Genomic DNA, 12525 nt, shown 5'->3' with positions numbered 1-12525 from the left:
ATGATGATTACTGTACAAGAGGCCTTAAATCAAGTTTATGCTCAGGCTAAGCCTTTAGCTGTTGAAGAGATAGATTTGCTGCAAACCAGAGGGCGTGTATTAGCGAAAACCATCATTGCCGACCGTGATTTTCCGCCCTTTAACCGGGCCACTATGGACGGTATTGCCATTAATACATCAGCGTTTGAGCAGGGCCGGCGGGAGTTTTCTGTCGAGGCTATACAGCCTGCAGGTCATCCACAACTGGAGTTGCAAAATCGTGATCATTGTATCGAGGTCATGACCGGTGCTATGTTGCCGGTTGGTTGTAACGCGGTGATCCGTTATGAGGATATCCTGCTGGAAAACCAGGTAGCTCAGGTACAATTGGATACCGTTATCGCCTATCAAAATGTTCATTTACAGGGTGCAGACGAAAAGGAGGGACAGACCTTAGTTGAACCAGGAACTAAAATTACGCCAGCTATTATCGCCATTGCAGCATCAGTAGGATTAAACAAACTAAGCGTTTACCAATTACCTAAAGTAGCAGTTTGTTCAACTGGCGATGAATTGGTTGCAATTACAGAAAAGCCCGAGCCTCATCAAATCAGGCAATCTAACAGTTACATGCTGATAGCCGGCTTAGCCCAGGAGGTTATTACAGCGAATAGGTATCATCTACCTGACGAACCCAAGTTGATGGTTGAGCAATTAACCGGATTAATAGAAAACTACGATGTGCTATTGTTCTCGGGTGCGGTATCTAAAGGTAAGTTTGATTTTTTGCCGCAGGTGTTGCAGCAGCTAAACATGCATACGCTGTTTCATAGCATTGCACAAAGGCCTGGCAAGCCTTTGCTGTTTGGTAAATTCGACAACGGAGTATTGGCATTTGGCTTTCCGGGCAACCCGGTATCTACCTGGATTTGTTATCAGATTTATTTTCGCGCTTGGTTATATAGTTCGTTAAATATTAAACTCCCGGTAGTACAGGCAGCCATCAGTAAAACGATAACCTTTAAACCGGCATTAATACACCACGTGTTAGTTAAGCTGATTAACCAGGATGGTAAAATGATAGCCACACCGGTAAACACCTCAACCTCCGGCGATATGGTTAACCTGATGCAGGCCGAGGGCTATTTGAGCTTACCTGCCGAACAGGATAGTTTTGAAGCCGGAACCCTATTTAATGTGCAGCTATTTCAATAAGCTTAAGGCTTAATACGCTTTAAGCCTTCTTTAGCTTTTTGCTCAATGCTGTTTTCTTGCTGATGGTTTTTAAAGCCGATAGCCATGTTATAGTAAGTATTGGCCCTGCTGATATCATGGTGCTGCTCATAAATATTGCCTGCCCGTAAAGCCGACATTGGCGCAAAGTAATAATTGGTGCCTTTACCTAAGTTAATGGCTTGCTGGTAGCTGTTTAAGGCGTTGCTGTCTTGCTGCATGGCATCATAAATACGGCCGAGGCGGTAATGGTATTCGGCTTTATCATGAGTAGTTGTGTATTTATCAGCGTTTTGCTCTTTGAGCAATGCTAATGCTTTAGCATACAGACCCCCGTCAAACCATAACCGGGCCCGCAGTAAATCGGGGTTATATTGCGGGTCGGCAATTTCTGTTAAAGCACGTTTGTCTTTGTCATTATAAGTATAACCCTTGGTTTTTACCAGTTGGGTAAAGGCAGTGTAGCGTTTAGTATTGCCATCGAGCAAGGCATCCCAGGCTAAATGTAAATAGCTGTCTTTAATAAAATTTACACCCTTATTGGTCTGTAAAAATTTGTTAAAATAATCGTTGGCCGAATTATCTGATACATTCATTTTGGCAATAGCCATCAGGTAATCCAAGTAAGGATAAGGTTGATATTCATTGCCATCCGGACGCTTGTCTAAAAAACTGATGGCTTCATTACTGTGCCCGCTCCGCAGTGCAATATAGCCTTCAATATAACTCTTCAGCAAGCTGCTGTTATCCATACGGGCAGTATATTTAAGCATTTTTGTATATGCATGCTCATCGTTCACTACATCGGTTTGTAAGTAGGTAGTATAAAACACCGCCTCATCATAAAACATCGCATAGTTTGATGCCGGCAACTGCGCAATAGTGTTCTGCAGCATAGTGATGCCGTTGCTGATACTGCCTTTGATGCCAAAAATATTTAAAATGCTTTTCAGCGCTCCGTCGGGCAGGGCACCTAAAGCCACGTTTACCACACCTAACGGAATATCGTCCGGCAAAAATGTGGGGAACTTCTTTTGGTTGTCCTGTAATTGCCGGTGTGCTTTATTAATGGCAAAGCCGGCTGCTGTGTTGTCGCCAAAGCGGGCATTTAACAGTGCCCAATGCAGGTTTACCTGCGCCAATGCAAAATTGCGCCAGGGCGAATTTTTGTCCTCATCATCCAGCCTATCCAAGCGGTCGGCTTTATTGCTTTTCAGGCGGTCATAATCATTTTTGCTTTCTGTACTCAGCATCCAGAAGTAGTCATAATAATCGTCGAGCAGAATGGTGAAGCTATTTTGCGGATGGATGGCTTTTTCGTGATCTATTTGCTGACGGGCAGCTTTAAGCTTAAAGCTCAATATATTTTTATACGCTTGGTTACAATTGGCATTAGCATCAAAACCGGCAAAAGTACGAGTGCTGATTAGGCAGAGCAGGATAGGTAGAAAATATTTACTCATTACAAAAAAAGGCGCCTGTTAAGGCGCCTTATATATCATTTTTAGTTAAAAGCTGATTATGCGTGCTCTTCTTCTTCGAGCGCCATTTGTTCATCAACCAATATACGACCGCAATGTTCGCAAACGATGATTTTTTTGCGCTGACGAATATCAGACTGACGCTGCGGCGGGATTTGGTTAAAACAACCTGAGCAAGAGTCGCGCTGAATAGTTACTACGGCCAGGCCATTTTTAGCATTGCCACGCAGGCGGGAGTAGGCTATCAGTAAACGCTCTTCAATATTTTGTTTAGCTACTTCGGCCTGGCTGTTTAACTCAGCTTCGTCTTTTTCAGTTTCAGAAGTAATATTATCCAGCTCTGCTTTTTTAGCATCAAGGTCAGCACGGCGGCCTTCCAGTTCAGCTAACGCTTTATCATAGATTTGAGTTTTTGAAGTAATTTCAAAACCATACTCTCTGATTTTTTTCTCGCTCACCTGGATGTCCAGGCCTTGTATTTCAACCTCTTTCGAGATTGCATCGTACTCACGGTTGTTTTTAACGTCGTTTAGCTGAGCTTCATATTTTTTAATATTGGCCTGCGCATCACGGATAACGTTTTTGCGGTTTACAATATCGTCTTCCAAATCATCCAGTTCATTTTTTATTTTCTGAATGCGGGTTTCCAGACCGGCCACATCATCTTCCAGGTCGGCAACTTCCATAGGCAATTCACCTCTTACCTGGCGTATTCTGTCAATCTTGGTGTGGATAGTTTGTAGGTCATACAAAGCTTTTAGCTTTTGTTCTACGGTTTGTTCCATCAAATAAAATATTTTATGGGGTTTGTATTAATTTCTGTTAAACGGACCGCAAAGTTACTAAATTTTTTCTGTATTATTTCATGCAATAGTTGCTGCGTAAATTGCTCACTTTCAAAATGTCCGATGTCGGCAATAACTATCTTTCCTTCCGCATCAAAAAACTCATGATACTTGTAATCGGCCGTAACAAAAACGTCGGCCCCGGCAGCAATAGCCTGCTTTAATAAAAAGCCTCCTGAGCCACCGCAAACTGCCACTTTTTTTACCGGTTTGTTTTTTAACTCGGTATGCCTGATCACAGCTGCTTTCATGCTCGTTTTTAGTTGAGCAAGAAAGTCCTGCTCGCTTACGGAATATTCGAGTTCGCCTATCATGCCTGCACCTACCTGCTGGTGCTGGTTGGTTAGGGTATATAAATCATAAGCTACCTCTTCGTAAGGGTGGTTTAAAAACAACGCCATCAGTATTTTACTTTCCAGGTAGGCCGGGTATATAGTTTCTATCCGGGTTTCTGCTTCCTGGTGCCGCTCGTTGAGCTGACCAACGTACGGGCTGGCGCTTTCGTTGCCTTTAAAGGTTCCTGTACCTCCGGCATTAAAGCTAACCTCACTATAGTTGCCAATGTTGCCTGCGCCTGCGCTAAACAAGGCATTGCGCACGGCATCAGCATGGCTATGCGGTACATAAGTAACCAGCTTTTTGAGTATGCCCGATTTAGCCGAAAGTATACGCATGTTTTTTAAACCCAACGTTTGGCCTATGCGTGCATTCACCCCATCCATCACATTATCTAAATTGGTATGGATGGCGTACAAGGCAATATCATGCTTAATAGCTTTTTGCACTACACGCTCTACATACGATTTGCCATTGAATTTTTTAAGCCCTTTGAATACAATGGGGTGGTGCGAAATGATGAGCTGGCAGCCAGTAGCAATGGCTTCGTCTACTACGGCCTCGGTACAATCCAAAGAAATAAGCGCCCGGCTAAGTTCTTGATTGCCATGGCCTACTATCAGGCCCGAGTTGTCATAATCTTCCTGGTAAGCCAGCGGTGCAATGCTTTCCAGATAAGCGGTTAATTCGTTTAACTTCATAACGGCGGCAAGTTAGCTGTTGCTTATCCAATTACAAACCCGCACTAAAATAAAGATGATGAGGTTGAGCAACACCAACGTAGTAACAGGGAAATAAAAACTGAAATTTTCGCGCTCAATACGGATGTCGCCGGGAAGGTGGCCAATCCAGCGCAGTTTATCAGTAAAAAAGTACCAGAGTAAACCGGCAATCAATAACAATGCGCCGGCTGCAATTAATAATTTACCTATAGGTTGCCTTGCATGTAGTTTATGCACCCATTTTTACCATTTGCAGGGCTTCGTAAGCCATGTCTTTGTTGTAATTATTAGCTATACTTTTATGATTAATTAAATCAACGATAGTGCCTATCCAACAAAAACCAAAGGTTATCATATAAATAATTCCCATACCAATTTGCCCTACTACAAAGCGTTGAATTCCGTTGAATCCTACAAAGCCTAAAAGCGTGAATAATAATATATCTGTAGGGTTACGGCGTTTGCCCATATACAGCATTTTAAAGCTGTTGAGTTGCTGGTCGTTCAAACCAACAGTAGCTTGCTGTAAAAAGAGAAACTCTTCGGGCGTGATGCCCGACAACATGGAAAAAGAATTTTGTTGCATGATAGCTTAAGTTTATAGTTCTAAATATAAGATTTACCAAACAACTATTTGTTACAAAAAGGCGGACAGAATTGCCTATAAACAGCGAAAGCCCTGCAAGTGCAGAGCTTTCGCCATCAACATATTTAGATTTTATTAATCTATAGAATTGTTTGATTTAGTCATGAGTAATAAAGTGGCTGCCAGTGATGATAGTACACCAATGAGCAAGGCCCCGAATAGACGGCCCGAAAAATCTCGGAAATTATCTTCGGCCGCTACGTAATTAATATAAACTATACCGGCAAACCCTGCAATTACCCCACCAATCAGCAAAATCTTGAAGCTTTGTATCAAGCCTTGTAAAAAATTCATCCGACCGTTCAGTTCGTCGTCGCGGTATCCTTTCAATCCAAAAAATACTCCTAAAACCGGTATTAGTATAGAGATGTATTCGATAGGTGTTAATTGGTCGTCTAACATTTTGTGGCCGGTCCAGCGCATAATAAATAGCCAAAGTCCGCTCACAACTCCAATGATGATTCCGGATATAACAGCGTTTTTCATGGTATTAGTGGTTAAGTTGATGTATTTTAAGTATCTGTATAGCGTAAAAGGATTATGTGCAGCCAATTGTTTGCCTGTTACTCTTTAAAGAAGTAGTTTTTGTGACGTATTTTTTTGTGCATTGCGGCATCAAAACAAATATGGAGTAGTTCAGTTCCTTCTTTAAATATTTTACAATAAATCACCCTTTTAGGTAGTTGGGGAGATTATCTTTGCAATGTTTTGAATATTCGCGACATATTAGATAGGTATAAAACCGACGAGCGTATTAAAGAACTGGCGCAAGCATCAAACAGTTCTAAAAGTCCGCGTATCCAATTGCGGGGCCTGGTAGGTTCGAGCGATGCTACGGTGGCTGTAGCGCTGTATTTTTTGCAGCACAAGCACCAGTTATTTATATTACCCGACCGTGAAGAAGCCAGTTATTTTCAGGCTGATTTAGAAAACCTTACGGGCAAAGAAATATTGCTGTTTCCGTCCAGCTATCGCAAGGCTTTTGAGTTTACCCAGCCCGACAGTAGTAACGTGCTGGCCCGTGCCGAGGTATTAAACGAGCTAAACCACTCCACCGAGTTTGGGCAAATTATTGTTACTTATCCCGAAGCTGTTGCTGAGAAAGTAATTGACCGCTCATCCCTCGAAAAAAATACGCTTGAAATAGCTGTAAATAATAAGCTGAGCATCGACTTTATTAATGAGTTTTTAATTGAGTACGATTTTGAACGGGTTGATTTTGTATACGAGCCTGGGCAGTTTTCAATCCGCGGCGGTATTGTGGATATATTTTCTTTTTCGCACGATCTGCCTTACCGTGTAGAATTTTTCGGCGATTTTATTGAGTCGATCCGCACGTTTGAGATTGAAAGCCAGCTATCTGCCGAACAGGTAAAAACAGTAACCATTGTACCTAACGTACAGTCGAAGTTTTTAACCGAAAACAACATCTCTATACTAGAATACATTGAGGGCGACACCCAGGTATGGATTAGGGATGTACAATTTACGCTCGACATTATCCAGGAAGGCTACAAAAAAGCCAGCCAGTTATGGAAGGCGCTATCTGCAGAGGAAAAAAACCAGAATCCGGAATGGATAGACCCTAAGTTTGCCTTTACCGACGAAAAAATGATTGCCGACCAGCTGCACGATTTTGCAGTGGTTGAGTTTGGCAAGCAGTTTTTTTACACCCCCACACACAGCGTTAACTTTGATATCAGGCCGCAGCCGTCTTTTAATAAAGACTTCCAGTTGCTGATTCATAATATTAAGAATAATGAGGCGGAGAAAATTGAGAATTTAATTTTTACCGACTCGACCAAGCAGGTAGAACGTTTGTATGCCATTTTTGATGATCTGGATAAAACGGTAAAGTTTACCCCAATCCATGTATCCATCCGCGAGGGGTTTGTTGACCGTGAGCAAAAATTGGCCTGCTATACCGATCACCAGATATTTGACCGTTACTATAAATACAAACTGCGCAAAGGTTACCAGCGTACGCAGGCTATTACCCTAAAAGAGCTTAGAGAGTTAAAGCCGGGCGATTACGTTACTCACATAGATCACGGCATTGGTAAATATGCCGGATTGGAGAAGGTAGAGGTAAACGGTAAGATGCAGGAAATGATTAGGCTGATATATGCCGACAATGATTTGCTGTATGTAAACATCAACTCGCTTAACCGCATTTCTAAATTTAGTGGTAAAGAAGGGTCGGTACCTAAGATGAACAAATTAGGTACAGATACCTGGGAGCGGTTAAAGAAAACCACAAAAAAAAAAGTTAAGGACATAGCCCGCGACCTGATTAAACTTTACGCTGTACGTAAAACTAAAGAAGGTAACGCGTTTTCGCCCGATAGTTACTTACAGACCGAACTGGAGGCCAGCTTTATTTACGAAGACACGCCCGACCAGGAAAAAGCGACCAACGATTTTAAAAAAGATATGGAATCGCCGCACCCGATGGACCGCCTGATTTGCGGCGACGTTGGGTTTGGTAAAACAGAGGTGGCTATCCGTGCTGCTTTTAAAGCCGTAGCCGATAGTAAGCAGGTGGCCGTTTTAGTGCCTACCACTATTTTGGCGGCTCAGCACTTTAAAACATTTTCAGACAGGTTAAAGGGCTTTCCAGCTAATATCGATTTTATCAATCGCTTTAAAACCAATAAGCAAATTAAGGATAGCCTGGCCCGTTTAGCCGAAGGTAAACTGGACATAATCATTGGTACGCACCGTTTGGTGAGTAAAGATGTGAAGTTTAAAGACCTTGGGCTAATGATTATTGACGAGGAGCAAAAATTTGGTGTAGCTACCAAAGAGAAATTAAAAGCTATGCGTGCCAATGTGGATACGCTTACGCTTACAGCTACGCCGATACCACGTACCCTGCACTTTTCGTTAATGGGCGCGCGCGATTTGTCCATCATCTCTACCCCGCCGCCCAACCGGCAGCCGGTAGTTACCGAATTGCATGTGTTTAACGATAAACTGATTAAAGAAGCGGTTGAGTATGAGCTTGACCGTAACGGACAAGTTTTCTTTATCCACAACCGGGTAGCCGATTTGCCGCAGTTAGGCGGCATGATTCGTAAATTAGTGCCTAAGGCTCGTATTGGTATTGCTCACGGGCAGTTAGAAGGTGATGACCTGGAAGATGTAATGCTCAAATTTGTAAGCCATGAGTATGATGTGCTGGTGGCAACTACCATCATCGAGGCTGGTTTGGATATACCTAACGCCAATACCATTATTATTAACCATGCCCACATGTTTGGCCTGAGCGATTTGCACCAGATGCGTGGCCGGGTAGGGCGCAGCAATAAAAAGGCATTCTGTTATTTGCTGAGTCCGCCATTGTCGACCTTGACGCCGGAAGCGCGCAAACGCTTAAGCGCCATTGAAGAATTTAGCGATTTAGGCAGCGGCTTTAACGTAGCTATGCGCGATTTGGACATCCGCGGCAGTGGTAACTTATTGGGTGCCGAGCAAAGTGGTTTTATTGCTGAGATTGGCTTTGAGATGTATCATAAAATACTTGACGAAGCCATACAGGAACTTAAAGACGAAGAGTTTAAGGAATTGTTTAAAGACGACAAGCCACGTCCATTTGTGAGTTTTACGCAAATTGATACGGATATGGAAATCCTGATTCCGGATGAGTACGTTACCAGCTTAACCGAGCGCTATAACCTGTATACCGAAATATCAAAGCTGGAGAACGAAACAGAGCTATTGGCTTTTGAAAAACAACTGGCCGACCGTTTTGGCCCGATACCGCCACAGGTAAACGATTTGTTTAATACCATACGCCTGCAATGGCTGGGCAAAGCCATCGGCTTCGAAAAAATATCGCTTAAAAAGAATGTGTTGCGCGGCTACTTTTTATCTAACCAGCAGTCGGCTTATTTTGAGTCGCCGGCGTTTATGCATGTGTTAAGTTTTGTAAAAACTAATATGCGCAGGGTGAATATGAAAGAAGTAAAGAATACCCTCCGTATTAGTATTGAGGGCGTACATAGCGTAGTAGAAGCTGTAGCTTTATTAAGTGAGATAGGCCTTGAAGTAGGTGTATAAAACAGTTTTCTGTTTTATACACCTAAGTTAATATAGGCTAATTGCTATTCATATTCTGCAAAGCTTTCGTCGGCGTAGCACCACAGCCAGCGTTCGCCCGCCTCGGCCGATGATACCACCGGGTGTTGGGTATGATGATAATGCTTGGTCATGTGTTTTTGGGGCGACGAGTCGCAGCACAGCGTTACGCCGCACGTTTGGCAAACACGCAGGTGTACCCAGCTGCTGTTATTTTTAACGCATTCTTCGCAAACGTCAGAGTCGCTGGTTTTTACTTCAGTAATTTGACTTAAATGGCTGCAGATTGGTGATGTCATGGTTGTAATGTGTTTAAGCTAAACTAAATTACACAATTTTAATCGTCATCTTTAAAACGAGCCAATGTCTTGCGGCCCAAATCATAAATTATGCGAAAGGCTTGCTGATTATCGCCTAAATGACCTGGAGATTGGTGCAGGCTAAGGATAAACTGACCTTTAATACGTTTAAACAGGAAAGGGGTGTAGATGATATCGAGCCTGTTGTAAATGGTTTTTGCATAAAAAGAGTCGCCATAATCAACATGATGCCCTTCGCCTTTATAAAATTCATCATACAGCGCAAAGCGGCCAAGGCTGGCATAAGCACTGGCCACAAAACCCAAAGGCAGGTTCCAGCCACCACCGCCTTCGTGCCGTACCCGCTCTAATGACATCATTCCGCCCGCTTCAACAGTCAGGGAGTCAAACATAGTACGGTGCCCAAAGTTATAACCCAGCCTTACCTGCGCTGCGCCGTTGTCGCGTATATGATCGTTCGGGATGCCTATCGCTGGCCCGGCATCATGCAGTAACATAAAATAATGCGACAGGTAAAACGGGCCAAACTCGTTTGGTAAATACTTGCCCGACGAACCGAACAAGAACTGCTCGCGGTCGGTGCTGGTTTGGCGGCTCACCCAATCCAGCCAAATAATAATATTGCCATGTGCTCCCTGGTAACGGGTAAGCAAGCCTTCTACGTTGGGGCGGTAATATCTTAACGTATCATTTAAAATAGCTCTCGGGTAGTTGGTAAGCAGGCCCTCGCGCGGAAACATACCTGCATTAAACAGCCACTTGCTGCTCTTAAATTCATAATAAGCTACCGGGTCGACCTTTAAAAAGTAGGGTTTGGCGCCAAACTCGTGGATGCCATTTACACCTACTACAAAGTGGTTGAGGCTATCCAGATTCAGTCCAAAATCGAGTGCTAAACGAGTGCCCGAGTAGGTACGCGAGCGGTCTATATACGCACGATATTCCCGATTGTCTAAAAAGCCCAAGCCGTTAAAATGCATATCTAGGCTTTGTGCTTGTGCAAAACGGGTTAACAGCAGTAAAAAGAATATAAAGTAGAGTTTTTTATTCATCAGCAAATGTTAAATTATTGCACGGTAAAGTTAACAATCCTGCTGTTTCTGCCGCCCGGAAAAGGTTTAGTACGTATAGAAAAAATGAGCATATAACGCCCTTTGGCAACGGGAGCTTGTCCCTGCAAGGTATAGTTTATTTGTTGATGTGCCGGGATGGAGATTTGGTTAAAATCCGGCTTTGCCGTGATGACATGCAACAAACTGTCGTTTTTATAAAAGCAGGCCCTTAATTCTACCGGCTGTTCGGGGGTAGCCTTAAAATTTGCAGCGCTATTACCCGGGTTAAGTAACTGTAGTTTTAAACTAAGAGGTTGTTGTGGATTGGCTTTTACTTTGTAATTATCAGTACGAATGTCAATTTTTTGAAAAGTGCGCACGTCATGCACCCAGGCCCCGTACCATATACCATCGGCCGTATGCAAAGTATCAGCTTTAAGCGCAGTAGGATAGGGTGATAAATAATAGGCTTTTTGATGCTGCAGGCTATCCTCAATAGGCCAGATATCATACTGGGTGCGGCGATAAAACACATCATCATAGGCAAAGCCTTTTAAGCTGTTGGTATAAAAGTTATACTTTGAGGGTAGCTGAAATCCACCTTCGATAATGATATGGTGATTCCCTGCCTTTTGTTTAATCTGCCGGCTCCATTTATCAAAACGGTAATAACTTTTAAAAGCATTGGCGTTTTTTAAAAAAGGCAACCCGGCTGCCAGCATTAATCTAAAAACAATAATTAAGGCCGCGTTAATAACTGCCAAATTAAAAAGCCATTTTGGGTAGGCATCTTTTTGCAGCCTGATGAGTACGAGTAATACCAATGGCACAAAGCCAATCAGCGTCCAATGTGGCTGTACATTGCCTTTAGCGGTATTTAGCAAAAAGAATACGTAAATGCCTGCGCTGTTTACCAGCAAGCAGCGGGTAAATAAATCGGTGCTCCGTCTGCCTAAGCCATAGTAAAACCAAAACCATCCCACCAGCGGCCCGGCCATCAGCAACTGCCCCGGAATATACAGGTAAGTATGCGCAAACTCATAGGTTTCTGATGAGCGCTCAAACAAGTGATAGTTAACTGACGGATAGCCATGGTTTACCTGCCACAATAAATGTGGGGCAAATAAGGTTAAGGCAAGTATGGGGATTAGCCAGAAGGTGCCACGTTTAAATATACCGATGTTAGCGGCAAGCGTAAAAATTATAAGCAGCAGCCCGTGGTACTTACTATATAATAGGCAGGCAACTACTAAGCCCAAAATAGCTGCCAGTCCCCAACTGTCGTTATCCAGGTATTGCTGGTAAAAGTAGTAAAACAGGATAGTGAAAAGCAGTAATGGCGCATCGGGCGTAGTACTGAACCCATAGATGTGAAAAATGAGTGTTCCGGTAACTACCAGTATAAACCACCGGGCACTAACCAGGTATTTGCGGGCAATTAACCAGAGCACATACATAGATATGGTGCTGCTGATGATAGTCATGAGCCGCAGGCCAAACTCATTATGTATAATGCTGTCGCCTATACGGATAAATACTGCCACCATAGGCGGGTGGTCAAAATACCCCCAATCTAAAAAGCGGGAGTATACCCAATAATAAGCCTCATCGGAGTGTATACCCAAGGTACAGGCTTGCAGAATGTTTAATAACGTCCATCCCAATAAAAAGAACAAAATGTATTTGTTTTGTGCGTTTTTATAGGGCGTACTCAATGTCATGACTTATTTAGCTGAACGCAAAGCTAAGCTTTTATGAATTACTGCGGGAAACATCAGGGGTTAGATGTTGAATACAAGAGTCCGAAATGGGAACTTAAGGCGTTACCGGA

Annotated in this window: 11 protein-coding genes; 2 read left to right on the top strand and 9 right to left on the bottom strand. The window is 43.1% G+C overall.

Features of this window, described 5'->3' with window-relative positions; translation table 11 throughout:
- Positions 1–1194, top strand: a complete 1194-nt coding sequence (locus AAGR14_RS20655; RefSeq protein WP_342646142.1) for a molybdopterin molybdotransferase MoeA — start codon at positions 1–3, stop codon at positions 1192–1194.
- Between the two features lie 2 nt (positions 1195–1196).
- On the opposite strand, the gene AAGR14_RS20650 is transcribed toward AAGR14_RS20655, so the two are convergent.
- The 6 genes from AAGR14_RS20650 to AAGR14_RS20625 all read right to left on the bottom strand — a co-directional run bounded on the left by AAGR14_RS20650 (position 1197) and on the right by AAGR14_RS20625 (position 5728).
- Entirely contained in the window at positions 1197–2675 is a 1479-nt protein-coding gene (locus AAGR14_RS20650) for a tetratricopeptide repeat protein (protein WP_342646141.1), read from the bottom strand.
- Positions 2676–2731: 56 nt separating this feature from the next.
- Positions 2732–3478 (bottom strand): C4-type zinc ribbon domain-containing protein, encoded by a 747-nt coding sequence (locus AAGR14_RS20645; RefSeq protein WP_342646140.1) that lies wholly within the window; start codon positions 3476–3478, stop codon positions 2732–2734.
- Positions 3478–4575 carry a Nif3-like dinuclear metal center hexameric protein gene (locus tag AAGR14_RS20640; protein ID WP_342646139.1) on the bottom strand — a complete coding sequence of 366 codons (1098 nt, stop codon included), beginning with the start codon at positions 4573–4575 and terminating at the stop codon, positions 3478–3480. Before AAGR14_RS20640 ends, AAGR14_RS20645 begins: the two co-directional genes overlap by 1 nt.
- A gap of 12 nt (positions 4576–4587) precedes the next feature.
- Positions 4588–4833 (bottom strand): DUF2905 domain-containing protein, encoded by a 246-nt coding sequence (locus tag AAGR14_RS20635; protein WP_342646138.1) that lies wholly within the window; start codon positions 4831–4833, stop codon positions 4588–4590.
- Positions 4826–5182, bottom strand: a complete 357-nt coding sequence (locus tag AAGR14_RS20630) for a TM2 domain-containing protein (RefSeq protein WP_342646137.1) — start codon at positions 5180–5182, stop codon at positions 4826–4828. Before AAGR14_RS20630 ends, AAGR14_RS20635 begins: the two co-directional genes overlap by 8 nt.
- A 135-nt stretch (positions 5183–5317) precedes the next feature.
- The gene (locus AAGR14_RS20625) at positions 5318–5728 is read right to left on the bottom strand and encodes a DUF4199 domain-containing protein (RefSeq protein WP_342646136.1); all 411 of its coding nucleotides are present in this window, start codon (positions 5726–5728) and stop codon (positions 5318–5320) included.
- 222 nt (positions 5729–5950) lie between these two features.
- Here AAGR14_RS20625 and mfd point away from each other — a divergent pair, with 222 nt between their 5' ends.
- On the top strand, positions 5951–9304 hold the full coding sequence (gene mfd, locus AAGR14_RS20620; RefSeq protein ID WP_342646135.1) for a transcription-repair coupling factor: 3354 nt from the start codon (positions 5951–5953) through the stop codon (positions 9302–9304).
- Positions 9305–9348: 44 nt separating this feature from the next.
- Here the strand turns inward: mfd and AAGR14_RS20615 are convergent, their stop codons facing one another.
- The 3 genes from AAGR14_RS20615 to AAGR14_RS20605 are packed head-to-tail and all read right to left on the bottom strand — an operon-like array spanning position 9349 to position 12415.
- Positions 9349–9621 (bottom strand): UBP-type zinc finger domain-containing protein, encoded by a 273-nt coding sequence (locus AAGR14_RS20615; protein ID WP_342646134.1) that lies wholly within the window; start codon positions 9619–9621, stop codon positions 9349–9351.
- A gap of 38 nt (positions 9622–9659) precedes the next feature.
- On the bottom strand, positions 9660–10694 hold the full coding sequence (locus tag AAGR14_RS20610; protein ID WP_342646133.1) for a hypothetical protein: 1035 nt from the start codon (positions 10692–10694) through the stop codon (positions 9660–9662).
- A gap of 14 nt (positions 10695–10708) precedes the next feature.
- Complete coding sequence (locus AAGR14_RS20605) at positions 10709–12415, bottom strand: glycosyltransferase family 39 protein (RefSeq protein WP_342646132.1); 1707 nt, start codon at positions 12413–12415, stop codon at positions 10709–10711.
- Positions 12416–12525: the final 110 nt, after the last annotated feature.

The sequence above is a fragment of the Mucilaginibacter sp. CSA2-8R genome (assembly GCF_038806765.1).
Taxonomy (GTDB): domain Bacteria; phylum Bacteroidota; class Bacteroidia; order Sphingobacteriales; family Sphingobacteriaceae; genus Mucilaginibacter.
This window is presented reverse-complemented; position numbering and strand designations above follow the sequence as displayed.

Coding starts and splice junctions, on each gene's coding strand:
- AAGR14_RS20655 (WP_342646142.1), top strand. CDS start 1: ATGATGATTACTGTACAAGAGGCCTTAAATCAAGTTTATGCTCAGGCT.
- AAGR14_RS20650 (WP_342646141.1), bottom strand. CDS start 2,675: ATGAGTAAATATTTTCTACCTATCCTGCTCTGCCTAATCAGCACTCGT.
- AAGR14_RS20645 (WP_342646140.1), bottom strand. CDS start 3,478: ATGGAACAAACCGTAGAACAAAAGCTAAAAGCTTTGTATGACCTACAA.
- AAGR14_RS20640 (WP_342646139.1), bottom strand. CDS start 4,575: ATGAAGTTAAACGAATTAACCGCTTATCTGGAAAGCATTGCACCGCTG.
- AAGR14_RS20630 (WP_342646137.1), bottom strand. CDS start 5,182: ATGCAACAAAATTCTTTTTCCATGTTGTCGGGCATCACGCCCGAAGAG.
- AAGR14_RS20625 (WP_342646136.1), bottom strand. CDS start 5,728: ATGAAAAACGCTGTTATATCCGGAATCATCATTGGAGTTGTGAGCGGA.
- AAGR14_RS20615 (WP_342646134.1), bottom strand. CDS start 9,621: ATGACATCACCAATCTGCAGCCATTTAAGTCAAATTACTGAAGTAAAA.
- AAGR14_RS20610 (WP_342646133.1), bottom strand. CDS start 10,694: ATGAATAAAAAACTCTACTTTATATTCTTTTTACTGCTGTTAACCCGT.
- AAGR14_RS20605 (WP_342646132.1), bottom strand. CDS start 12,415: ATGACATTGAGTACGCCCTATAAAAACGCACAAAACAAATACATTTTG.